Source organism: Dendronalium phyllosphericum CENA369 (assembly GCF_016056275.1).
Taxonomy (GTDB): Bacteria; Cyanobacteriota; Cyanobacteriia; order Cyanobacteriales; family Nostocaceae; genus Dendronalium; species Dendronalium phyllosphericum.
Genome location: NZ_JAECZA010000065.1, coordinates 1 through 25,091 on the forward strand (window position 1 = coordinate 1; position 25,091 = coordinate 25,091).

At 43.5% G+C, this 25,091-nt stretch carries 18 protein-coding genes and 1 pseudogene; 10 read left to right on the top strand and 9 right to left on the bottom strand.

What is annotated here, in order from left to right:
- Both I8752_RS14925 and psbC read left to right on the top strand, forming a co-directional pair.
- Nucleotides 1-445 (top strand): annotated as a pseudogene (locus I8752_RS14925) (photosystem II D2 protein (photosystem q(a) protein)); the annotation flags it as partial.
- Nucleotides 429-1,817, top strand: coding sequence for a photosystem II reaction center protein CP43 (gene psbC, locus I8752_RS14930; protein ID WP_214433103.1), 1,389 nt, complete (start codon nucleotides 429-431; stop codon nucleotides 1,815-1,817). The pseudogene I8752_RS14925 and the gene psbC, both read left to right, overlap by 17 nt.
- Nucleotides 1,818-1,901: 84 nt before the next feature.
- On the opposite strand, the gene I8752_RS14935 is transcribed toward psbC, so the two are convergent.
- From I8752_RS14935 to I8752_RS14945, 3 genes are all read right to left on the bottom strand, one after another.
- Nucleotides 1,902-2,204, bottom strand: a complete 303-nt coding sequence (locus tag I8752_RS14935) for a CU044_2847 family protein (protein WP_214433104.1) — start codon at nucleotides 2,202-2,204, stop codon at nucleotides 1,902-1,904.
- 142 nt (nucleotides 2,205-2,346) lie between these two features.
- Nucleotides 2,347-3,183, bottom strand: coding sequence for an SWIM zinc finger family protein (locus I8752_RS14940; protein WP_214433105.1), 837 nt, complete (start codon nucleotides 3,181-3,183; stop codon nucleotides 2,347-2,349).
- Between the two features lie 60 nt (nucleotides 3,184-3,243).
- A complete protein-coding gene (locus I8752_RS14945; RefSeq protein WP_214433106.1) occupies nucleotides 3,244-6,531 on the bottom strand; it encodes a DEAD/DEAH box helicase in 3,288 nt (1,095 codons plus the stop codon).
- Nucleotides 6,532-7,248: 717 nt separating this feature from the next.
- On the opposite strand from I8752_RS14945, the gene I8752_RS14950 reads away from it, so the two are divergent.
- The gene (locus tag I8752_RS14950) at nucleotides 7,249-9,405 is read left to right on the top strand and encodes a polyribonucleotide nucleotidyltransferase (protein WP_214433107.1); all 2,157 of its coding nucleotides are present in this window, start codon (nucleotides 7,249-7,251) and stop codon (nucleotides 9,403-9,405) included.
- 297 nt (nucleotides 9,406-9,702) lie between these two features.
- Here the strand turns inward: I8752_RS14950 and I8752_RS14955 are convergent, their stop codons facing one another.
- The gene (locus tag I8752_RS14955) at nucleotides 9,703-11,238 is read right to left on the bottom strand and encodes a phytoene desaturase family protein (RefSeq protein WP_214433108.1); all 1,536 of its coding nucleotides are present in this window, start codon (nucleotides 11,236-11,238) and stop codon (nucleotides 9,703-9,705) included.
- A 129-nt stretch (nucleotides 11,239-11,367) separates the two neighbouring features.
- The gene (locus I8752_RS38030) at nucleotides 11,368-11,496 is read right to left on the bottom strand and encodes a hypothetical protein (RefSeq protein WP_263985309.1); all 129 of its coding nucleotides are present in this window, start codon (nucleotides 11,494-11,496) and stop codon (nucleotides 11,368-11,370) included.
- 187 nt (nucleotides 11,497-11,683) lie between these two features.
- Here I8752_RS38030 and I8752_RS14960 point away from each other — a divergent pair, with 187 nt between their 5' ends.
- Nucleotides 11,684-12,859 (top strand): serine/threonine protein kinase, encoded by a 1,176-nt coding sequence (locus I8752_RS14960; protein WP_214433109.1) that lies wholly within the window; start codon nucleotides 11,684-11,686, stop codon nucleotides 12,857-12,859.
- 109 nt (nucleotides 12,860-12,968) lie between these two features.
- Here I8752_RS14960 and msrA read toward each other — a convergent pair whose 3' ends face one another.
- The 3 genes from msrA to I8752_RS14975 all read right to left on the bottom strand — a co-directional run bounded on the left by msrA (nucleotide 12,969) and on the right by I8752_RS14975 (nucleotide 15,078).
- Nucleotides 12,969-13,637: a peptide-methionine (S)-S-oxide reductase MsrA gene (gene msrA / locus I8752_RS14965; protein WP_214433119.1), complete on the bottom strand. Its 669-nt coding sequence runs from the start codon at nucleotides 13,635-13,637 to the stop codon at nucleotides 12,969-12,971.
- Between the two features lie 556 nt (nucleotides 13,638-14,193).
- Nucleotides 14,194-14,523 carry a DUF2973 domain-containing protein gene (locus tag I8752_RS14970; protein ID WP_214433110.1) on the bottom strand — a complete coding sequence of 110 codons (330 nt, stop codon included), beginning with the start codon at nucleotides 14,521-14,523 and terminating at the stop codon, nucleotides 14,194-14,196.
- A gap of 216 nt (nucleotides 14,524-14,739) precedes the next feature.
- Nucleotides 14,740-15,078, bottom strand: coding sequence for a DUF2605 domain-containing protein (locus I8752_RS14975; protein WP_214433111.1), 339 nt, complete (start codon nucleotides 15,076-15,078; stop codon nucleotides 14,740-14,742).
- Between the two features lie 563 nt (nucleotides 15,079-15,641).
- Between I8752_RS14975 and thrS the strand changes: the two genes are divergently transcribed.
- Nucleotides 15,642-17,486 carry a threonine--tRNA ligase gene (gene thrS / locus I8752_RS14980; protein WP_214433112.1) on the top strand — a complete coding sequence of 615 codons (1,845 nt, stop codon included), beginning with the start codon at nucleotides 15,642-15,644 and terminating at the stop codon, nucleotides 17,484-17,486.
- A 184-nt stretch (nucleotides 17,487-17,670) separates the two neighbouring features.
- Here thrS and I8752_RS14985 read toward each other — a convergent pair whose 3' ends face one another.
- Nucleotides 17,671-18,186, bottom strand: a complete 516-nt coding sequence (locus I8752_RS14985) for a hypothetical protein (RefSeq protein WP_214433113.1) — start codon at nucleotides 18,184-18,186, stop codon at nucleotides 17,671-17,673.
- Nucleotides 18,187-18,578: 392 nt separating this feature from the next.
- On the opposite strand from I8752_RS14985, the gene thrB reads away from it, so the two are divergent.
- The 5 genes from thrB (at nucleotide 18,579) to I8752_RS15010 (ending at nucleotide 25,012) form a co-directional block, all read left to right on the top strand.
- Nucleotides 18,579-19,502, top strand: a complete 924-nt coding sequence (gene thrB, locus I8752_RS14990; protein ID WP_214433114.1) for a homoserine kinase — start codon at nucleotides 18,579-18,581, stop codon at nucleotides 19,500-19,502.
- An 89-nt stretch (nucleotides 19,503-19,591) separates the two neighbouring features.
- The gene (locus I8752_RS14995) at nucleotides 19,592-20,104 is read left to right on the top strand and encodes a hypothetical protein (RefSeq protein WP_214433115.1); all 513 of its coding nucleotides are present in this window, start codon (nucleotides 19,592-19,594) and stop codon (nucleotides 20,102-20,104) included.
- A 304-nt stretch (nucleotides 20,105-20,408) separates the two neighbouring features.
- Nucleotides 20,409-22,022, top strand: coding sequence for an NAD(P)H-quinone oxidoreductase subunit 4 (locus I8752_RS15000; protein ID WP_214433116.1), 1,614 nt, complete (start codon nucleotides 20,409-20,411; stop codon nucleotides 22,020-22,022).
- A gap of 221 nt (nucleotides 22,023-22,243) precedes the next feature.
- Nucleotides 22,244-24,094 carry a tetratricopeptide repeat protein gene (locus tag I8752_RS15005; protein WP_214433117.1) on the top strand — a complete coding sequence of 617 codons (1,851 nt, stop codon included), beginning with the start codon at nucleotides 22,244-22,246 and terminating at the stop codon, nucleotides 24,092-24,094.
- Nucleotides 24,095-24,421: 327 nt separating this feature from the next.
- A complete protein-coding gene (locus tag I8752_RS15010; RefSeq protein ID WP_214433118.1) occupies nucleotides 24,422-25,012 on the top strand; it encodes a Crp/Fnr family transcriptional regulator in 591 nt (196 codons plus the stop codon).
- Nucleotides 25,013-25,091 lie beyond the last annotated feature (79 nt).

The window sequence follows — 25,091 nt, forward strand, 5'->3', positions numbered from 1 at the left end:
GGGTGGAGCGCTATTGTGCGCGATTCACGGTGCGACAGTAGAAAATACCTTGTTTGAAGACGGCGAAGGTTCTAACACCTTCCGCGCTTTCAATCCCACCCAGTCGGAAGAAACCTATTCCATGGTGACAGCAAACCGTTTCTGGTCGCAGATTTTCGGGATTGCTTTCTCCAACAAGCGCTGGCTGCACTTCTTTATGTTGTTTGTGCCAGTCACAGGCTTGTGGATGGCTTCGGTGGGAATTGTCGGTTTGGCTCTCAACTTGCGCGCATATGACTTTGTGTCTCAAGAATTGCGCGCGGCTGAAGACCCAGAGTTTGAAACCTTCTATACCAAAAACATTTTGCTGAACGAGGGTATCCGCGCTTGGATGGCTCCTCAAGATCAGCCTCACGAACAATTTGTATTCCCTGAAGAGGTACTACCACGTGGTAACGCTCTCTAATAGAACTTCAGTAATGGGCGGAGGACGTGACCAGGAATCCACCGGTTTTGCTTGGTGGTCTGGTAACGCTCGCTTAATCAATCTATCTGGAAAACTGCTGGGTGCTCACGTTGCCCATGCTGGTTTAATAGTTTTCTGGGCTGGAGCGATGACTTTATTTGAAGTCGCTCACTTCATTCCTGAAAAGCCTCTGTATGAGCAAGGTTTTATCCTTATACCTCACCTCGCTACCTTAGGTTGGGGTGTTGGCCCTGGTGGTGAAATTATCGACACTTTCCCCTACTTTGTGGTTGGTGTAGTCCACCTGATTTCTTCAGCCGTATTGGGTTTTGGCGGTATTTATCATGCCGTCCGCGGTCCAGAAACCTTAGAAGAGTACTCCTCTTTCTTTGGTTATGACTGGAAAGACAAGAACAAAATGACCAATATCCTCGGTTTCCACCTAATTATTTTAGGATTAGGTGCGTTGCTGTTGGTATTAAAGGCAATGTTCTTCGGTGGTTTATACGACACTTGGGCACCTGGAGGTGGTGATGTTCGTATCATCACTAACCCAACACTCAACCCAGCGGTCATCTTCGGTTATCTCATCAAGTCTCCCTTCGGTGGCGATGGCTGGATTGTCAGCGTCGATAACCTGGAAGATGTTGTCGGCGGTCACATTTGGGTTGCCTTGATTTGTATTGCTGGTGGTATCTGGCACATCCTCACTAAGCCTTTTGCTTGGTCGCGTCGTGCATCGATCTGGTCTGGTGAGGCTTACCTCTCCTACAGCTTGGGCGCTTTGTCCTTGATGGGCTTTATTGCTTCTTGCATGGTGTGGTTTAACAACACTGTTTATCCTAGCGAATTCTATGGTCCTACTGGTGCCGAAGCGTCTCAAGCTCAAGCTATGACCTTCTTAATCCGCGACCAACGCTTGGGTGCTAACGTCGGTTCTGCACAAGGACCAACAGGTCTAGGTAAATACTTGATGCGCTCTCCCACTGGTGAAATTATCTTCGGTGGTGAAACCATGCGCTTCTGGGATTTCCGCGGCCCTTGGTTAGAGCCTTTGCGTGGCCCCAATGGTCTAGATCTGGACAAAATCAAGAACGACATTCAGCCTTGGCAAGTTCGCCGCGCCTCTGAATACATGACCCACGCTCCTTTGGGTTCTTTGAACTCTGTGGGTGGTGTGGCTACTGAAATCAACTCCTTCAACTACGTGTCTCCTCGCGCTTGGTTGGCAACCTCTCACTTCGTGTTAGGCTTCTTCTTCTTGATTGGTCACTTGTGGCACGCTGGTCGCGCCCGCGCTGCTGCTGGTGGTTTCGAGAAAGGCATTGACCGTGAGACTGAGCCAGTTTTGTTCATGAACGAACTTGACTAAGTTGGAAATTTTCTTTCATCACTGACAATTAAATGCTTTAGTAGCTCTTGTGTAAAAGCAAGAGCTTTTTTTATGTGTTTTAGCTTATTTATTTACCCACTCTAAAGTAATCTCAAAATTGGCTGTGGAAGTACCTTTGACTAGTAAAGGTGTGAGTTTACCCGATTCAATGCCTATTTCGATACCAAATTTCACGCTAGCTTTATTTGGCTTAACATTTTGTATTGCTTGTGCAATATCCTTGGAAAGAGATTCAACAACGGCAGTTACTTGGTGAAAATGTTGGGCTTGAACGCTGACTTTGCGATCGTCAATTGCCGTAGCTTCTACTTTGATATTCGTACCATCTGCAAGTTCTACCGGAATAATTTTGGTAAGGATTTCCATGTGGTTTTGATTGGATTGTTCCGTTTTAATAATATTTGAAATACCAGTAATCTATACTACTAGTTATCTCAATATATCTTCGCTCCCGAATGTAGTTCAACAAATCCATACCTGAAACTGAGCAAAATTGCTAAAAACCCGCTCAACCTCCACTTAAATTCATTGCCGCTAAAACAGATTTCTGACTAACCTCTTTGTAAACAGTATCTAAATACTTCATTACCACATCACTTGAGGTTAAATTTACAACATCTTCCTCTGCTTTTGCCAGAGGAATTACTCCCAATGTATCTAAAACTGTCTCGCTACTTGATGGTGCAATTACTACTAGAGATGACTCTAACGGCTCGTGATATTGCCAGAAAGCATCAATTTTTATAGAGTATTGAGGGCTAGGGATGGGTTGTTGAGTATTTTGTGTTTCAGGCACAGCAGCTTCAACTTTTGCGCTGCGTAACTTGCGTAAATCGCTAATAATTTGTTCTTTGGTGCGTCCGCGCAATTGAAACAGTACAAATGGGTCTTCGCTGAAGCGATCGCCTAATTGATAGTAAACTGCACCTACATGTTTACAAGGGTTTGCCTTATCTGGACAAGAGCATTTGCTATGAACGTCACCAAGGGTAAAAGGAAATAACGAAAGACCATTGGTTGTAAAGACTTCTTCCATATTTTGTGGCATTTCTCCCGCCAGTAATTTGGCAGCAAATATCGCCTTATGGGACATGGTTTCGATTACGTAGCCCCATTCTTCATCAGTAAAAGCATTAAGGGAAAGAGAAACCTTGTAAGGTTCTGCTTCACTACCTTGCACTCTAGCTAAAACTTTTGCACCTTTAAATTCAATGCTCAAAACATTTCCTTGACGAGAATAGTTTCTTGCACGTTCTAAGCGTTTTTTAAAGCGATAGGAATCTAGCAAATCAAGCCACCTCTGTGACCACCATTCTCGGCTTGCTTGTAGGGTGTCATTAGTCATAATTTTTACTTTAAAAGTATTAAGTTTTTTTGATGCTGAAGTTTGAAAGATTTAAATTCTTCATTCAGAATCTTCATCAATTACTGCATTGCGGTCAAGTATTAGTAAGTTGCGGAGTTGGTCTGTATCCATTTCTGTTAGCCATTCTTCACCTGCACTCACTACTTGTTCGGCAAGTTGTTTTTTGCTTTCAATCATGTCATGAATTTTTTCTTCTAAAGTGCCAGTACAGACAAATTTATGTACTTGGACGTTGCGAGTTTGACCGATACGAAATACTCGGTCTGTGGCTTGATTTTCAACAGCAGGATTCCACCATCTATCAAAGTGGAATACATGATTTGCTCGTGTTAAATTAAGTCCTACTCCACCCGCTTTCAGAGAAAGAATCATAATTGGGGGGCCTTGGGGGTCGTGCTGGAAACGGTCGATCATTTCCTCACGTTGTTTTTTACTAGTGCTGCCATATAAAAACAAGATTTCTCGTCCTAGCTGTGTTTCTAAATGAGGTTTGAGTAACTTGCCCCATTCCGCAAATTGAGTGAAGATTAACGCGCGATCGCCTTCTGCTAAAGCCACATCTAACATTTCCTCTAGCCTTTGCAATTTTGCTGAATGATGTTGTTCTAATGAGGCTGCTTTCAAATATTGGGCTGGATGATTGCAAATTTGTTTGAGCTTGACTAGTAAAGCTAAAATCATTCCCCGACGTTGCAATCCTTCAGCAGATTCTATTTCTGCTAAAGATGCTTCTACAACTTGTTGATAAAGTGTGGCTTGTTCGGGCGTAAGTCCACAAAATACGTTTATTTCTTGCTTTTCTGGCAAGTCTTGAATAATGTCGCGGTCTGTTTTCAAACGCCGCAGAATAAAAGGTTGCACTAAAGAACGCAATTGATTCAAAGAAGCGGCATCACCATACTTTTCAATTGGCATGGCAAACCGCCGCTGAAAAAATTGCCGATTGCCCAAATATCCAGGGTTGAGAAAATCTAAAATTGACCACAACTCTTGCAGTCGGTTTTCTACTGGCGTTCCGGTCAAAGCGATGCGGAATGTTGCCTCTAATTGCCGTACTGCCTGCGATTGCTTCGCTTCCGAATTTTTCACATTCTGGGCTTCATCTAAAACAATTGCTTGCCAAGAAATGCCTTGTAATGACTTAATATCGCGGTGAATCAACGAATAACTAGTAATAACTAAATCGTGCTTTTTGACTGCTTCTACAAATGTCTTCCCTTTGGGGCGTTTATCACCGTGATATTGCAAAACTTGGAGTGTAGGAGCAAATTTTTTCACTTCCCGTTCCCAGTTGCCTAAAACAGAAGTGGGACAAACCAATAAAGTTGGTTTTTCTAATGCATCTTGTTCTTTGAGATGGAGGAGAAAGGCAATAAATTGAATCGTTTTACCCAATCCCATATCATCAGCAAGACACGCACCCAAGCCCCAACGTTCTAGGAAAGCCAACCAAGCCGCACCGCGTTCTTGATAAGGTCGCAACTGTCCCTGAAAACTGGCTGGTGTGGGCAAAGGTGCGATCGCTTGATTGTTTGTGAGTGCGCCAATCAACTCTTGTAAAGCCCCAGATGCCTCAAAACTGACCACTGGTAATTTTTCTACTACCTGCGTATCCCCGGTACTGAGGCGCAAAGCATCTTCCAAAGAAAGCGCCATTTGGTCTTTACGAGAAGCAAAAAAGGCTTGGGCTGTCTTGATATCTTGGGGACGCAATTCTACCCACTCACCGTTAATTTCTACTAGGGGACTATTCAACGCCACTAATCTATCAAATTGAGCTTTAGAAATCGTTTGCCCACCAATGGCCAATTGCCATTGAAAATTCAATAGACTCTGCAAACCTAAGCGTCCTTGCTTTTTATTGGGAGTTTGGGCGCTAATTTTCAACCCCAAACGATTTGCCCATCCCTCGCGATTCGTCAAAGTAGGAGGCAAAATTACCCCTAAACCACTATCTTCAAACCTCCAAGCCACAGACTTGATAAACTCATAAGCTTGTAACGGGTTGAGGTGAGAAGATTGGGGAAATTCAGTTTCCAAACTGGATGCGATCGCCGGATACAATCGAGAAGCTAATCCTAAACCCCGCAAGAATGTTTCTTGAGGTTGGGCAATGGTACGATTTTGATAAATTAATTGTTCAACAGGGTTATCCCAAATAGTTGCCGCATCCACCACAAACTCAGGATCGTCAGCCGCTTGGAGAAAATACGCTAATATCCAATCACTTTCCCCTTCTTCTGGAGGCAGTAGTTGAAAACAGGTACGAAACAGCGTTTTTCCAGTCAATTGGTATTGTAACGGTAGAGTCCAAGCTTTGAGGGCTGCTTCCAGTCGTTCCACTGCCATTGCATCTGCATTGACTGTATTAGATGCACCAGTCAAAGCTTGCAACCATTGCCGCACCGCAGCTGGTAACGATGCGATCGCTCTAGTTTCAATCGCAGGTTGAGAACCCACCATCTCCCGCACTTGGGCATCTATGGTGTTGTTGAGAAATCCCAAAAGTAATTCTTGAGGTTCAATTGGCAAGTCTACTGCGAGATGGGAAGATGGGGAAGATGAGGGGGATGAGGAAGACAAAGAAGCAAAATTCCCAGTCCCCAGTTCCCAGTCCCCAGTCACCAATTCCTGACAGGTACGACAAGCCAATGGCATCTTCGCTGAGAATTTTTCCAAGCGAGTTCCGTCTATAGCACTATCTAACAGAACTTGCCATTTAGCGATCGCAGAACCATCGAATTGCCGCTGAATATTCGGTAAAAACTTACACCGCGAGATTAAGTCTAAACTCCAACGGGCAACCTGCGACCAAAAGCGTAAATCTCCACCCAAAAAGGCATCATCCCCATCAGCAGCATTCAGAGGAATAGATGTGAGAAATTTCATTGCTTCGCTGGGATTGAGACAAAAACCCTCGACTCGCCATGGTTGTAAATATTGCGGCAAGTCTGTTTCTAACCCCAAGCTAGCAGAATGCACGGGGGACAATGTTAGCCCTTCCTCGCTGTTTTCCAGGATGTGAGTTGGTAGAGTAATTATTTGGAACTGTGTTGGCAAACTAATTTCAACTGCATTGAGACTTTTTCGCGTTCTCCCAGAAGCAGCTACAGCAACTTGGGGTTGCGGCGTGAAGTTGGGAATTGTGATTTTCTGCAAACGCAACCACTCACTTAACTCAACTGGTGTCATCGCCAATGGATTTAATGGTATGTCTTTTGACGCACTGGCATCAAAATTTAACCGCGACGATCGCCAAGTTTCACCCCAAATAAATAAACAACTATTTTGATTCTTTAGTAACCAACTAGCGTGTAAAATTGCCATTGCCAAATACTCAGGTTTCTACCAAACTAAAGCATTAAAAAACAGGAAAATTTCTACTTTTGTTATCTGTTCGAGAAAATTCTTGATGTAAATAATGAGTTCATCAAATTGAACAGATATTATAAACATTAGTAATAATGCATTTTATCCTTAATCAAGTTTTAAAATATGAGACGACAGTAGCTAGATTATATGCATTCTCAACAGCAGGAGATTGTAAGGATATTGTTAAATGTTACAATTTATTGAAGATAAGACTTACCCAAACGCAACTTCTCTCAGACAGAATTTCAACTTACTGGTTGAGTCAGGATGCTTTTGTCATCAGGGCATCTGTTTGAGAAGCTACATCCAAATTAAAAGAAGTGTTGGGCTGTTTATCTCAAGCCAAACTTTTCAAGTTGGTGTAGCCATATTTGCAACGCTGGTTTTATTGTACAACCTGAGTTGCGAAGTCAGAATATCGAGATTTAGGGGTATAGAGAATAAATTAATTGTTTATTCTCCTGAATACCCTCCCTCTTACACTTCTAAATCCCCGGTTTTTATTCTCCTTATACCCTTACACCCCTGGTTTTACACCTTACCTCCACGAATAATCTTTTTACCTCAGTCTTAGACTTGTTTACCTTTGTATGTAATAGAAGCCAGCCAGAGGGCATAAATGTTAGGATTGCCACAGAGAGAGAATAGAAAAAGAGAAGGAAAAAAAACTGAATGGCAGAAGTTGATAAGTCAATATCCTTCGATGGACGGGATATTCGACTGAAAGTAGGCCTACTAGCTCCCCAAGCTGGTGGGTCAGTTTTGATAGAATCAGGGGACACAGCTGTTTTGGTGACGGCTACGCGATCGCAAGCCAGAGAAGGCATTGATTTTCTTCCCCTCACGGTAGATTACGAAGAAAGACTTTATGCCGCAGGTAGGATTCCCGGAGGAATCATGCGGCGCGAAGGTCGTCCCCCAGAAAAAACAATTCTCACCAGCCGTCTCATAGACCGTCCCCTGCGTCCTTTGTTCCCTTCATGGTTGCGGGATGACCTGCAAATTGTCGCCTTGACTTTATCGATGGACGAGTTAGTACCGCCCGACGTACTAGCTGTGACTGGCGCTTCTATTGCTACTTTAATTGCCCAAATTCCCTTTGATGGGCCAATGGCGGCAGTGCGAGTCGGTTTAGTGGGAGATGATTTCATTATTAATCCCACCTATGCAGAAATCGAAGCTGGAGACTTGGATTTAGTAGTAGCAGGTTCGCCCCATGGTGTGATCATGGTGGAGGCAGGAGCCAATCAGTTGCCAGAGCGAGATATTATCGAAGCGATCGATTTTGGCTACGAAGCAGTGCGAGACTTAATCAAAGCACAGCAAGATTTAGTAGCAGAACTGGGTCTGACAATAGTGCAAGCAGCACAACCAGAAGTAGACCCAACACTGGAAAATTATATCCGCGATCGCGCTAGCGATGAAATTAAAAAAATCCTGTCTCAATTTGAATTGGCTAAACCCGAACGCGATGCTGCTTTGGATGTCGTCAAAGAACAAATTGTGAGTGCGATCGCGGAACTTCCACAAGAAGACCCAATTCGAGTTGCCGCAACCGCAAATAGCAAGGCACTTGGTAATACTTTTAAAGACATTACTAAATACTTCATGCGCCGTCAAATCATCGAAGACAACGTTCGCGTTGACGGTCGCAAACTTGATGAAGTCCGCCCTGTTTCTTGTTTAGTTGATGTTTTACCTAAGCGAGTGCATGGCAGCGGTTTATTTAACCGCGGACTGACTCAGGTATTATCTGCTTGCACCCTCGGTACGCCTGGAGATGCCCAAAACCTGAATGATGATTTGCAAACAGACCAATCCAAACGTTATTTGCATCATTACAACTTCCCGCCCTTCTCGGTTGGGGAAACCAAGCCATTACGCGCGCCAGGAAGACGAGAAATCGGTCACGGTGCTTTAGCAGAGCGATCGCTTTTACCTGTGCTACCACCAAAAGAACAATTTCCCTACGTCATTCGTGTCGTCTCGGAAGTTCTTTCCTCTAACGGTTCCACCTCTATGGGTTCGGTGTGCGGTTCCACTCTGGCATTGATGGATGCTGGCGTACCAATTCTCAAACCCGTCAGCGGTGCGGCTATGGGTTTAATCAAAGAAGGGGAAGAAGTTAGAGTCTTAACTGACATCCAGGGCATTGAAGACTTTTTGGGTGACATGGACTTTAAAGTTGCCGGGACAGATAGCGGAATTACCGCTTTGCAAATGGATATGAAAATTTCCGGTCTGTCTTTGGATGTGATTGCCCAAGCCATTGACCAAGCTAAATCAGCTCGGTTGCACATTTTGGAAAAAATGCTCCAAACAATCCAGCAACCACGCGAAGAAACATCACCTTATGCCCCACGTCTTTTGACCATTAAGATCGATCCAGACACGATTGGTTTAGTCATCGGCCCCGGAGGCAAGACGATTAAGGGTATTACCGAAGAAACAGGAGCCAAAGTTGACATTGAAGATGATGGCACTGTTACAATCTCGGCTGTGGATGAAAACAAGGCGAAGAAAGCCCGGAACATCATCCAAGGCATGACTCGCAAGCTACATGAAGGTGATGTCTACGTAGGACGAGTAACTCGGATTATACCTATTGGTGCATTTGTGGAATTTCTGCCCGGCAAAGAAGGCATGATCCACATTTCTCAATTAGCTGACTACCGCGTTGGCAAAGTTGAGGATGAAGTAGCAGTCGGAGATGAAGTGATTGTCAAAGTGCGCGAGATTGACAATAAGGGACGGATTAATCTCACACGCTTGGGTATCCACCCAGATCAGGCAACTGCGGCGCGGGAAGCTGCGGCAGTGAATCGGTAAATCGATTTGGGATTTTAGATTCGCTCTAAAATCCGCGATGCCAAAAGCATTGGCATCGCCGTATGCTTCTCTCATTAGTTTTCAAAATCAAAATAGCGACAATAAATATTTTTGCCGTAACGCGCTGAGATGAATGGTGCGTTGCGGTTAGTTGTCAGTTGTCGTAGAGACGCGATTAATCGCGTCTGTACAAGAGTTAGTTGTCAGAAGGAATATTGAATTCTTTCTTTGCATCCCCCAATCCCCAGTCCCTAGTTCCTAGCTTTCTTCACACAAATAATCTTAAACCGAACGGTATTACATTATATCTTTGAGCATTTCTAAATGCTGCCGAACAGGGGCGAGGGTATTGGCAACAATCATTCCACTGGCGGCAACTGCTGGTAGACCTATACCAGGAAATATCGAGTCTCCACAACACATTAGTCCTGGTAAAGGTGTGCCGGGGCCAGGAAATAAACCTACTCCTGCTGATATAGCCGGGCCGTAAGAACCTCGGTGACGGCGAAGAAAGCGTTCGTGGGTTAAGGGTGTGCCTACAAGTGTGACTTCGCAACGCGAGCGAATATCGGGAATGATGCGCTCTAGCGCTTGCCACATCACTTCTGCACGCGATCGCTTTTGTTGCTCGTACTCTTGGCTTTTCCTGTCCATCCCTTGCCAAAGAGCATATGGTTCGTTACCAGGAGTATAGACGTGTATTACATGTTTGTCTGGGGGTGCTAGCGATGAATCTAAAACCGATGGAATCGATACCAAAACGAGATTCTGCGGAGATGTGATTCCTAATTCCCAGTCATTGACTATGATGTAGTGACAGGCTAAATCTGAGCGCAATCCTTGAGCATCAACGCCTAAATGGAGATGCATGAAACTATCGCACTCTGGTGTCGCCTGTCTTTGAGCGCGAAACTGTTTTGGTACAGCTCCTTCCGGCAGTAACTTTAGCGTATCCCAAACCGATGCATTAGATACGACTGCCCGACGCGCTCGGATCTCCTCGCCATTACGTAGTCGCACGCCCACCGCTCGTTTGCCTTCTACAAGTACTTGCTCGACATGAGCGCCAAGTATCAACCGACCACCGTGTTTCTCCAATCCTTGCAACAGAGCGTTAACTAAAGCACCACTGCCACCAACTGGATAATCAAGCACTACCCCTGGTCGATACCAATCGGCAAACATAAATGCTACCTCTGCGGCACTTGTCCCAGAAGCTGGGAGTCCAGAGAGGAGAAAACACAACATGTTCAGCCAGTTGTGGATAAAGGGGTCTTGAATGACACCGTCCATAATTCGGGAGAAAGGCCCCGTAAGTTTCCAGACATTGACAGCATGTCTAGGTAGAGATGGGGCAAAGCGGCTGATACTAATAGCTGCACCCAGATCGAAACGTAAGGCTGCTGGGGGGATAGCGATCGCAGCTTCAGCCAACGGTTCCATCACTTGTTGCAATTGTTGCCATTGGGCTACTGCATCAGAACCGCGAAGTCTCTTCAGCACCTGTGAAAATTGTTCCGCACCAACCGAGGTATCAAAATTACCTTCTGGTAAGCAGCAACCCCAGGTATTGTAGGTGATGCATTGCAAATCCGAGCCAATTGCATCTAGCACTTGTCGTAGAGGATTGGCAGAGGGACTGTAAGACAATCCAGAGTAGAGCGATGGCCCTGAGTCAAACTTAAATCCATTGCGCTCAAAAGTATGTGCTGCACCACCAGGGATAGAGTGACTCTCGCAAACTGTTACATCAAAACCATAGCGTGCCAAAACAGCAGCACAACTCAAACCCCCAATACCACTACCAATGATGACTACATCTGTCTGTTTCACTCACCGATTTCCCGCAAACAACACCCAAACTTCTATTAGCTTATACTGTCAAAGTAGAGACGCAATTAATCGCGTCTTTACTTTGAACTAGCGATCGTTAGTTATTTGTCAGTTGTCAGTTGTTAGTAGTCAAACTTTGAGTTTTAAGCTCAAAGCCGCAACGTTCGCACTCAAAGCTGTAACTTTCAGCATCAAAGCTGCAACTTTCACACTCAAAGCTACAACGTTCGCACTTAAAGGCTGAACTTTTGTTATCAAAAGCTCAACTTCTAAGCTCAAAAGCTAAAGAATCATCAGCTTCTTTATATTGATTAACTCTTTTACTGCTAAAAATCACTTCCTCTACTTCTTCATCTCCCAGTCAACAATCCCCAATCGCCTTAATAGTGATTATCCTGGAAGAAGTAGGGAAATCACCTTAGCGTAAATTGCCAGCAGGTGTCAGATGCTGCAAGCAGAACAGTTATTACAAGGTCGTTATCAAATCCAGTGCCAACTCGGTAACAATGGAATTCGGCAAACTTGGTTAGCTAAAGATTTACAAGCCTCGAATGCGGAAAAATCAACAGTTGTGGTCAAACTCCTTGCATTTGGCGGTACTATTCAGTGGGATGACCTGAAACTTTTTGAACGGGAAGCACAGATTCTCAAACAGCTACACCATCCTCGCATTCCTCAGTATCTTGATTATTTTTGTATTGATGACCACACACTCTGGTTTGGCTTAGTGCAAGAATATATTGCTGGTGAGTCACTGAAGGAAAAACTGACTGTTGGCGCAAGGGTGACAGAAAAGCGCGCTAAGAAGATTGCTGTTGAGGTTTTAAAAATTCTGATGTATTTACACGAGCTAAATCCGGGTGTTTTGCATCGGGATATCAAGCCGAGTAATTTAATTTGGGGTAAAGATAATCGAGTTTATTTAGTGGATTTTGGCGCAGTTCAAGATAAAGCTGCCAAAGAGGGCGTTACTTTTACTATTGTCGGTACTTATGGTTATGCGCCAATGGAACAATTTGGCGGTCGAGCAGTTCCAGCATCGGATCTTTATGCACTCGGAGCGACTTTGATTCATTTGTTAACTGGGGTTCCTCCTTCTGAATTACCCCAGCAAGATTTGCGATTGCAATTTGCTGACCGAGTTAACCTAAGTTCTAGTTTTGTCAGATGGTTACACAAGTTGACAGAACCCGCACCAGAGCAACGTTTTGCTAGTGCTCGTCAAGCTCTAGATGCTCTCAAATCTGGTCTTGCTATCAAACCTGTAACTCAAAAATTTATCAATAATTCTGGTTGCGGTATAAATAATCTTGCAGAAACCGTTCCCGAAGAAATTCTAGGATGGAATTGGGGTGCATTTCTACTGCCTTGGTTGTGGTTATGGACTAATCAAGTGTGGTATGGGTTGTTTTGTTTTGTACCTCATGGCTGGTGGATAATGGCTATTGGCCTTGGTGCGAAGGGCAACGAATGGGCTTGGAAAAGCAGACGTTGGCGCAGTATCGAACAATTCAAAGCCCATCAAAGAGGTTGGGCGATCGCAGGTATTCTGATTGGTGCGCCTATCAGTATTATGTTGTGGGTTAGAGCGATCGCTTTACTCAAAGATGTGTTGGGATAAAGAAGTCAGAAGAAAAAGGGGAAGGGGTAAAGGTTAAAGGGAAAGGGGGAGAACTTTATTTAATTCCTTTTCGCGCGAAGCCTTACCTCTGCCCCTCTGCTCCCCCACTCTACCCATTCACAGGCGATTCAACTACGCCTACAGGACAAGCAACATTTGTTCCGCCTAACCCACAATACCCGTTGGGATTCTTAGCCAAGTACTGCTGATGGTAGCCTTCGGCATAGTAAAACTCAGGCGCATCTAGGATTTCTGTCGTAATTTTTCCATAACCTGCGCTATTGAGAGCTTGCTGATAAGCGTCTCGTGATGCTTCTGCTTGCTGTTTTTGACTTTCAGAATACACGTAAATTCCGGAACGGTACTGAGTGCCAACGTCATTACCTTGGCGCATTCCTTGGGTGGGGTTGTGGCTTTCCCAAAAGACTTTGAGTAATTCTGAATAACTAATTACTTGGGGATCGAACACAACCAAGACCACTTCATTGTGACCAGTCCTGCCAGTACACACCTCTTCATAGGTAGGGTTGGGTGTAAACCCAGCAGCGTAACCGACAGCGGTGGTGTACACTCCTTCAAGTTGCCAGAATTTGCGTTCTGCACCCCAAAAACAGCCCAAGCCAAACAATGCTTTCTCTAATCCGTCGGGAAAAGGAGATTTCAGCGGATTCTTGTTGACATAGTGATGATCTGGTACTGATATAGAATCTGCCCGTCCTGGTAAAGCTTCTTGAGGAGTGGGCATAACCTGTTTTTTGCCAAATCCAAATAGTACCATTGCTTCTAACTCTGTTCTTTGGTATACATCTTTCATCTATTTAATATTGTAAAGATTCCGGCGATCGCTGACATTTTCTCAGCAACTTCAGTGTCAACAGTTAGGTTTTGCGATCGGTAAACAAGATATCAGATTTATCTGATAGCTAGTTTGGCAATTGGGAACGCTCGTCAACTAAATAGGGCTTGCTGAAAAAGTAACAAAAAGCCTTTGAAGGATTGATTAATTATTCAAGGAAGGTGAATACATAAGTTTTTGTTGTCTATAATTGAGCGAACTATAACGCTCAATCATGTTAGGCTCTAAAAAAGATGTATTTGTGAAAAATAGATATAAAAAATCATAAGACAACCACAACAGATGAGCAGACAACCGAAACGGTCTCTCGACTTGAGCGGACTGGCATCAAGTGGCATCAGGCAACTGTGAACCCGTTCTACGAAGTCGTTCTCGAAGAGGAGGGTGGTTTTCCCCTGTTGAAGCAACTGGCGTTCAACAGTCAACACCAAAGAAGTTTTTGTAGGGGCGCAAGGTCTTGCGCCCTTCTTAACTTTATTTATGCTTCTTCTGAATTTTCACTTTTATGCCCTGGAGAAGCTTCATAAAGCGCATCTAGATGTTGGCGCGCATCTTCGACGTTAATCGAACGCATAACTAATAAAGGTTCTTTGATTAAGTTCCCTGCATTATCCAACAACTCTGGATGGGGTATATACTGTCCTTTTGATGAGAGATAACCAAAATTACCTTGATTACCGATTGGTGAAGGTTTGCCAGGACAAGGACGCTCTCGATCGAAACTGAACATAATCAAGTTGCGAATTAAGTTAGCAACGGCTATGAATGCCAGAATTGTAAAAGCAAGAATGTAAAGTAGGTGTAACATCGGGTTTTCCTCCAGGGCAGCAAATCTTAAAACCTTATAATGTAGCGCTTCGCTTTGCGGATTCCGTTACTCACGGCGATCGCCAATATTTAACGCACTTTTAACGAGCCTTATGTTATATTGAAAAATTTTCAACCGTTATTCAAACAACGGTAGCATAGGATACATTAATTGTTAATAAAAATAATATTAAGGATTTTGTACTATCAATGCAATTTATTTACTGTCTCCATCCTGCCCATCGAGCTGCTGAGAACGGAAGCGCATTGCTACACTCCAACATTCTTGTACTAATTGATGCCAGGGCATTAACGTTGCCATATCAATCCCAACTTGTCCCTCAGTCGCAGTAAACAGCATCTTCGCAGTGTTTAGTTCCTCTTGTGCTTGCTTAACTCGTTCTAGCAAGCCAGATTGCTCTTGTTCGCTCATAAATGAGAGGTGCTCTGTTTCCAGAAAGTTACGCGATCGCGCAAACCAATACTGAAAATCTTCTAGCAGAGGTTCCAAAACCGTTTTCAGCAGATCGGATCCTGGTAAATTTGAGTCTCGCATAAATGAGAAGAAGAATTTTACTTTCTTAGTCAATATTAACGTAATTTACAATTCTTAATATTATTTTTAGCTCTTTCGTAGGAAAGATTTTTTCAAAAATCTGTGACAATCGTTACAAAAGTATCTATATATACTTTAAAAAACAGTAAATCAAATGATATAAAGAGCTTTTCAAGAAGTAGGACTTACGCAAAAATAACGAAAAAGGAACCAAAGAGGACATGGAATAATTAGAGGCTGAGAGGTTGTTTGCGTAAGTCCTAAGGAAGATGAAGTTGGTGTCTCTCATACAGCACACATAAATTCAACAGTTAAAATAGAAAGCTCAATAGCCAGGAATGAAAGTCGTTATAGTTGAAGAAGTCCACACATCATAATGCTCTGCTAGTAGTCTGCAAACCCACAATGACCAAGTGAGGGCAAGCAAAGGAAGTGAAGAAGTAACTAATCATAACTTTCTTTCCCCCCAGCTTGTCACCATCCAAAGTTCTTGGCGAACTGCTAGATTTGGGTAGATTTTTCCAAACGCCAACTGATAAATTACTTTTGCAATCACTTCGCTAATGGTTCAGCAGTCGATGTCGCCTAATCAAGCTACCAATCAGTCAGAACAACCTGAGAAAATGTATTTACCGCGTACCAGCGAATCAGAGAAGTTAAAGAAGATTCGTCACACCGCTTCCCATGTAATGGCGATGGCAGTACAAAAGCTGTTTCCGAAGGCGCAAGTTACCATCGGCCCCTGGATTGAAAATGGATTTTATTACGACTTTGACAATCCAGAACCATTTAGCGATAAGGATCTAAAAGCCATCCAAAAAGAGATGGTAAAGATTATCAATCGGAAATTGCCAGTGATTCGGGAAGAAGTTAACCGAGAAGAAGCCGAACGTCGAATTCAGAATATAAAAGAACCTTACAAGCTAGAAATCCTAGCAGACATTAAAGAAGAACCAATTACCATTTACCACATAGGGAATGAATGGTGGGATTTGTGCGCTGGGCCGCATGTAGAAAACACTAGCCAATTAAACCCCAAAGCAATTGAACTAGAAAGCGTAGCTGGCGCTTACTGGCGTGGGGATGAAACTAAAGCCCAGTTACAACGCATTTATGCTACTGCTTGGGAAACTCCCGAACAACTCACCGAGTATAAGCGGCGCAAAGAAGAAGCACTGCGGCGCGACCACCGCAAACTGGGTAAAGAACTAGGATTATTTGTTTTTTCTGACTTAGTGGGGCCGGGTTTACCTTTGTGGACACCCAAAGGTACTTTGTTGCGGAATCTTTTAGAAGACTTCCTCAAACAGGAACAACTAAAACGGGGTTATTTGCCTGTAGTAACCCCCCACATTGCCAAAGTCGATTTATTTAAAAAATCTGGACACTGGCAGAAATATAAAGAAGATATGTTTCCCTTAATGGCGGACGATGAAGAAGCCGCAGCACAGGAACAGGGCTTCGTGATGAAGCCGATGAATTGCCCTTTCCACATCCAAATATATCAAAGTGAGTTGCGTTCCTATCGGGAACTACCAATGCGCTTGGCGGAATTTGGTACTGTTTACCGCTACGAACAATCGGGGGAATTGGGCGGTTTAACGCGAGTGCGCGGTTTTACCGTAGATGATTCTCACCTCTTCGTCACTCCAGAACAGCTAGATAGCGAATTCCTCAACGTAGTGGATTTGATTTTGTCAGTGTTCAATAAACTGCAACTGAAGAACTTTAAAGCGAGACTGAGTTTCCGCCATCCGGCTAGCGATAAATATATCGGTGCTGATGAAGCTTGGGAAAAAGCCCAAGGTGCGATTCGTCGCGCAGTAGAACAGCTGGGGATGGAACATTTTGAAGGAATTGGGGAAGCAGCGTTTTACGGCCCCAAACTCGACTTTATTTTCAGCGATGCCTTAGACCGAGAATGGCAACTAGGAACTGTCCAGGTAGATTACAACTTACCAGAACGCTTTGAATTGGAATATGTTGCTGAGGATGGTTCTCGCAAACGCCCAGTAATGCTTCACCGCGCGCCTTTTGGTTCCTTAGAACGACTGATTGGCATTTTAATTGAAGAGTATGCGGGTGATTTTCCTTTATGGTTAGCGCCAGTGCAAGCTAGATTGCTGCCAGTGGGTGAAGTACAACTAGACTTTACTAAAGATGTGGTAGCCAAGATGCAAGCTTTGGGTATCCGTGCAGAAGTGGATACCAGTGGCGATCGCTTGGGTAAACTCATCCGCAACGCAGAGAAAGATAAAATACCAGTAATGGCAGTTATTGGCGCTAAGGAAGTGGAAACTAACACTTTAAGTATCCGTACACGCGCTTCTGGAGAGTTGGGCGCTATCTCTGTAGATGAGGTGCTGGATACAATGAAAAGTGCGATCGCTAAGTTCGAGAACTTCTAGCAAAAAGTAGGCTGGGCTTGCCTAGCCTACAAAATTATGTAGAAATTAATTAAAAATTAGGGCATTGCACAAAATAGGATGAATAACGAACCGCAAAGCACGCGAAGTACGCGAAGATAGATGCGAAACAAGTTGAGAATGTGCGCTGTAGATAATCAGTTGGAGAATATGAAATAAGCGATCGCTAACTTACCGCTCTTTGAGAATTAGGTTCGGGTACTGTTTTAGCAGTACTCAAGTCTGAACTACTATCTACTACAAAATCAGAACCAGACTGAGGAACTTGATAAAGCGATAAGTTGTTATTAACTGTACCTGATAAATAAGTCTCGCCTGCCACTCCACCTCCTAAATCTATAAATCCAAAGATTTCTTGTGTGGCTGTGTTGAAGTTAAATTTAAAATATTGACCAGTTGAAATACCATCTAAAACGTTGTTATAAGTGGCAATTGAATTATTTTGAGGGTCGAAAAAAGAGATATTGAGCGATTGTAAAACATTAGTTGCCCCAAGCCCATCTTCTGCAAAAATTGCTGGGGCTGTCTTTTCGTCATAACTAAATGAACCTTTAGCAGAATAACCTCCGTTACCATTCCAGCCAAAGTCAAATGTCACAGCTTGAGCGGGAGTTATTCCTATCAGTGCAATGTTAAAAGCTATAGCTATTGTTAGGGTTAGGATTGAAAAGAATCTATTCATAAATTTTGTTTTTTACTGTACTAAAATACAGTAAATCATGTTATTAATCTTTATTTCAGGGCAATTTAAGCTTGTTTGCTGCTTGGGAGCGCAATTTAGTTTCGTAAATCAGGCGATTAAAACACCAACATATTGGCATTGGGAAATCCGACTTTCTTAATTACGAATTACCAAGCCCCGTTGGGGCGGGCTGAGTGGGTATGGGGTGTGGGGGAAGAAATAGCCCCAACAACCTCCAGGGTTAAAAGCCCCGCCCTTTCAGGGCGCTTGCGTAGGGGTCAGAATCCTCTTTCAACGCCGTCTTCACTACACCCCACACCCTACCCTCCACACCCTGTTCAAGAATTAGTATTCTATGGGATGCTGGTTGATTGATTAGTGAGAATTTTTAGATGTCTGTTGTTTCTGGTGTTACTGTTACAGTCCCCGCCACAACTGCGAATTTAGGGCCTGGTTTTGACTGCATCGGCGCAGCTTTAACGCTGTACAACGAGTTCAAGTTTACTCGCCTGCAAGCAGGCGGGTTAATTATTCATGTCACAGGCACAGAAGCCGAACGAGTGCAAACTGATGAGAGTAATTTGCTCTATCAGGCATTCGTGCAGTTATATCAATATATAGAGCAAACGCCGCCGTCTGTGAAAATCGAGATTCAGTTGGGTGTACCACTGGCGCGGGGTTTGGGTAGTTCGGCAACAGCAATTGTTGGTGGGTTAGTTGGTGCTAATCAACTCGCGGGTGCGCCTCTATCTTTGTTGCAAGTCATGGAATTAGCGATCGCGATGGAAGGACATCCTGATAATGTAGTTCCAGCTTTACTGGGAGGATGCCGTCTTGCCGCTACCAGTCAAACCGGTTGGGAGATTTGTGATATTCCCTGGCATCAAGATATTGTGCCAGTAGTGGCAATTCCTGATTTTGAGCTTTCCACTAAGGAGGCGCGGCGGGTGCTGCCAACTGAGGTGAGTCGTGCCGATGCAATTTTTAATGTGGCACATCTCGGCTTATTATTGCGCGGTTTAGAAACTGGCAAGGGAGAATGGTTAAGGACGGCTTTACAAGATAAGTTACATCAGCCTTATCGTAAAGCTCTGATTCCTGGTTACGATGCTGTCAATGCGGCGGCAATTGCTGCTGGTGCTTATGGTATGACGATTAGTGGTGCTGGGCCGACATTGTTAGCTTTAACAAATGCTGCAAACTCAAATGCTGTAGAGACGGAGATGGCAGCAGCTTGGAAAGAAGCAGGAATTACAGCCACTGTGCGATCGCTTTCTCTTGATACCCAAGGCGCAAGCAGCTTTCACCAAGGATAAACGGCAATGATAGACCAAGTTACCATAGAAAAACTTATGGAAACAGCTTATATCAAGCCTTATGATGTGCTCTCTAATTACGAATTAGCATGATAGACCAAATTCAGGCAGAAATAACAACGCTGAAGTCTCAAATTCAAGTTCTTCAGCAAGAACGCTCTACCCTCACTATTAATAATGTCATATCTAGCGAGGATGATTCACCTCTAGCTATAGTTGAAGCTTACCGCCGCCACGCTAGGGAAAATCCCCAATTAGCTGTTGAACTCAAAGGTATTGAAGATGCGATCGCGGCTTTAGAAATTCAGCTACAGCAAAAACAAGTTCAATTAGGGCATTGGCAAATTGAATCAAAACAGCTTACCCCACAGCAGCAGCTAGAGGAAGCCAAACAAGTAGCTCAAGTTCACGCCCAACGCATTAATCAATTAGCAGCAGAACTAGGAACAGAAATCCGCTTGCTCAAAGCTTGTGCCGATCGTCTCAGTCCCATCTATTGGCAAGTGTATTACAAACCTTTCATCACTGGGTTCAAAACAATATCAGTTCCTCACGTGCGATCGGATGGGGAAGTCTGGACAATTGTCAACCGCATCGTTTAACAATTTAGCTTAAATTTTCTTTACAAAATTATGCCTTCATAGCAAAGCAATATTAAGACTTACGACGGTGGTGCGAGCCACCGTTTTTTGTTGCGTTTGCAAAAATTTACATTTAGGATAGTAATACACTAAAATTTAGTGAGTATTTATTCCTAAAAATCTTCAATAATTGACATCTACAGAGCACTTGTGCTTAATCAATGTTTAAAATTTCAGCTTTTAGAGATAGATGCCGTTTACAAAAGTACGAACTCCTTAATATAATGTAATTAAAAGTAAAAATGAAAAATGATTGTCATAAGTGATGATTCCTACTGAATTTCCTTGGCTTACAGCCATAATCCTCTTGCCCTTGGTGGCTGCCCTAGCCATCCCCTTGATTCCAGATAAAGAAGGCAAAACTGTCCGCTGGTATGGTTTAGGAGTAGCTTTTACAGACTTTGCCTTGATGATTTACGCCTTTTGGCATAGCTACGACTTCCAAAATTCAACATTCCAACTTGTAGAAAAATATTCTTGGATACCGCAGTTGGGTTTGAATTGGTCTGTAGGGGTTGATGGATTATCGATGCCCCTGGTGCTTCTAACAGGCTTAATTAACACTCTCGCAATCTTCGCGGCTTGGAAAGTTACCAACAAGCCGCGATTGTTTTATGGTCTGATGCTGGCAATGTACAGCGCTCAGTTAGGCGTATTTGTTGCCCAAGATTTGCTGTTGTTCTTCTTAATGTGGGAAATCGAGTTAGTACCTGTGTACTTGCTGATTTCTATCTGGGGAGGGCCAAAGCGCCGCTATGCAGCTACTAAATTTATTCTTTACACAGCCGCAGCATCAATATTTATCTTAGTTGCTGGTTTTGCAATGGCATTCTCTGGAGATACTGTCACCTTCGACATGGCAACTCTGGGAATGAAGCAGTACTCCCACACCTTAGAACTTTTGGTTTACGCAGGTTTCTTGATTGCCTTTGGCGTGAAGTTGCCAATTTTCCCGCTGCACACTTGGCTACCTGATGCCCACGGCGAAGCATCAGCACCTGGTTCGATGATTTTGGCTGGTGTGTTGTTGAAAATGGGTGGTTATGCTCTCATCCGCTTCAATGTTGAAATGTTGCCTAACGCCCATGTTTACTTTGCCCCAGTACTGGCAATCTTGGGTGTCGTGAACATTGTCTATGGTGCTTGCTGTGCCTTTGCCCAAACTAATCTCAAACGACGCTTGGCTTATTCTTCAATTGCCCACATGGGGTTTGTATTAATTGGTATTGCTTCTTATACAGAACTTGGTATTAGTGGTGCAGTCCTGCAAATGGTTTCCCACGGTTTAATTGCCGCTAGCTTATTCTTCTTATCTGGCGTAACTTACGAACGCACTCACACCTTGATGATGGATAAAATGGGCGGTATCGCCAAGGTAATGCCCAGAACCTTTGCTCTATTTACCGCTGGTTCAATGGCTTCTCTCGCCTTACCAGGAATGAGTGGCTTTGTCGGTGAATTGATGGTGTTCCTCGGTATCGCTAGCAGTGATGTTTACAGTTCTAGTTTCAAAGTTGTAGTTCTCCTGCTGTCAGCAGTTGGCGTGATTTTAACTCCGATTTACTTACTGTCAATGCTGCGCCAAGTATTCTACGGCAACCAAAGTGAAGAGTTACATCTAGATGCTGTAACACTTGATGTCAAACCCCGCGAACTGTTTATTACTGCTTGTTTGCTGCTGCCAATCATCGGTATCGGTTTCTATCCCAAGTTGGCAACGCAGACTTATGATGTAAAAACAGTAGAATTAGCAGCTCATGCTCGCCAAGTTCTACCAGTTATCGCTCACCAGCAACCATCAAGTTTATACTCGCGTATTTTTACAGCACCAACATTGGCTACTTCTGAGGTTGAAACTTTAATTAATATTGCAGAGTAAATTACTTCCCGAAAAGGGTGGTGCAAGTAAATTCTATATTTGAGGGGAATAAAGGGGCGATTTATAATCGCCCCTTAAATTTTTGATACTGATTGTCAGATTGAGAAAAAATTCGATTGATTTTCTCGCTTACCTCTGAAATGTGGAATATATTGGTACTTTCCCAAAAATACAATCGGCCTACAATTGGGAACGGGTGTATCTCAACTCAAGCAAATTAGATGAATGCTGATGATTTTTTTAACCAGGGATTAGATGAAAATCTGCAAGCAGAATATCAAGGAGCGATGTCTGACGACAAGCTGCTTTGCATCGACGCAGATTACACGCAGGCAATCAACCTTAATGATGACTGGGTAGAGGCTTACTATCACCAAGGTCTGATTAAGAGTGCCGAACTCAAAGATTATCAAGGAGCGATCGCTGACTTCGAGCGAGTCATAGAAATCGATCCGAATTGTGCTGAAGCATACTACCACCGAGCTAATGCTCGTTATTTTTTAGAAGATTACGAAGGGGCGATTGCCGATCATCATCAGGCGTTATTAATTAATCCTCAGTTCGCACAAGCTTACCACAGTCGAGGTAATGCTTATTTCATTATTGGTGACTACGATAACGCGATCGCAGATTATCACCAAACAATAGAACTGAGTACCCAATTAGCTAACTATATCCACCTTGATATTGCCAAGGCATTTCATTACCGAGGTGTTGAGCGTGGCGAACGCGGAGATATTCAAGGAGCGATCGCAGATTTTCAGCAAGCTTTACAGTGGCATCCTTATTCTGCCACAACCTACAGCAGTCGCGGGAGTGCTTACCATGCTTTAGGAGAATATCAACAAGCGATCGCCGATTACGAGCGATCGTTACAGTTAAATCCTGATTTACCAGAGGCTTATCATAACCGAGGCAATGCTCGCTATGCGCTCCAAGATTATCAAGGCGCAACTGAAGATTACAATCGTGCCTTAGAAATTTACCCCAATTTTGCGTTAGCATACCACAATCGCGGGCTTGTTCGCGCTCACCTAAAAGATTATTGGGCAGCCATTGAAGATTTTAACCAAGCTTTGTTGCTCAATTGTAATGACGCACAAACATTCTGCCAACGGGGTCTAGTGCGAGAAAAGATTGGAGACTACCAAGGAGCGATCGCAGACCTGAGCCTAGCATTGCAAATAAATCCCAATTTAGCTTTAGTTTATGGCTACCGAGCTAATATTTATCGCCAACTGGGAGCCTATCAACAAGCAATTGCAGATAGCAATCAACTTCTAGAACTCAATTCCAATATAGCTGAAGCATACTGCGATCGCGCTAGCGCTCATCGGCAATTAGGAGATTATCAAACAGCAATCGAAGATTATCATCGGGCATTGCAGATTAATCCCGATTTGGTAGAAGCTTTATACGGTCGAGGAGTTGCCCGCGAAAATCTACAAGACTATCACGGGGCAGTAAAAGACTACACTCAAGCAATAGAATTATTACCGGAATTTTCCCAAGCTTACTGTCATCGGGGTAATGCCCGTCGCCATTTAGGAACAGAACAAGGAGCGATGGCAGATTACAACAAAGCTTTACAAATTAATCCCAATTTATTAGAAGCTTACTATAACCGTGGTTCGCTACGTTATGCCCAAGCAGATTATGAGGGTGCAATTGCCGACTACACCCAAGCATTGCAAATCAATCCCCAAGTTGCAGCATTTTATAGCGATCGCGCCAATGCTCGCTATGTCCTCCAAGACTATCAAGGGGCTATTGAAGATTACGATCAGGCAATTGATATTAACCCTAGCTTTGCTGAAGACTGGTACAATCGAGGTCGTAGCCTTTCTATGTTAGGAGACTTGCAAGCAGCGCTGACAGATTTAGACCAAGCTTTGCAACTTCAGCCTCATTGGGCTTTAGCCTACATTGTGCGAGCTGATATCTACCGCAGTTTGGAATACTATCAAAGAGCAATTGCCGATTTCCAAAAAGCTGCCGAACTTTGTTATTTAGAAGGAAATCTCCAGTATTATCAACAAATTTTAGATGCGATCGCCGAACTTCAGCAATAATCTGAGGGACTTTCCAATACCGAAATCCCACTAGTACCGCAAGGCTGAATAAAAAATTAAAAGCTAATACAAAATAAGCGTTTCGTTGATTTGGAATGATGGTTTATTTACGCCACGCTGTACTAGGCAATTGTTAACAATCAGGACGCAATATATAGCAGGAGGCAGAAGGCAGGAGGTAAAACATTACTTTCCTAACATCCACGCTTTCAAGATGTCCTAACCTTTAATTCGCTTGCTATAATTTATTTCTTTGAATAACTATAGGCTTTTATAACCTGATATATATATACTACGGTTAATTTATCGAAAAATCGTATTATAGTTATGGTGTCTTTATACTCAAGCTTTGCTACCCCAGCCAGTACAAACACTAAGCAGGTTTTCACACGTAGGTCATTTCTTCCAGAACACCAAAATAGTCTTTGGAAGATAGAAACAGGTTTTGTCAGGACTTATACTTATTTGGAAGATGGTACAACCGTAGCTTTAGGATTGTGGGGTCGCGGAGATATTGTAAGCAAAGCTTTATCAAAATTACAACCGTATCAAATGGAATGTCTGACGAAAGTGGAAGCAACAAGCTTACCACTAGAGGATTGGCATCACCAAACAGAAACTCTGCTAGCCCACATCCAACAGGCTGAAGAGTTGATGGTCATTCGCAGTTATAAAAAAGTGGATACCATGCTGATTAAGTTACTAGCATGGTTATCGAAAAAGTTTGGTTCGGAAGTTGAGAAGGGACGTTTGATAGATATGCGTCTAACTCATGAAGATTTAGCCGAGATGTTGGGTTCCACCCGCGTGACAATTACTCGTGTATTGGGACAGTTTGAGCAGGAAGGTTTAATAGACCGTCTATCCCTACATCGAATTGTGCTGCGAGAAGAAGACATTTGGTACTATGAAATCTAGATTGTGGCTCAATTTAAATACTAGACTTCTTGCAGAAGTCGGGAAAAGGGGAAGGTGGGGTTCCTCTGGGGATAAGGGG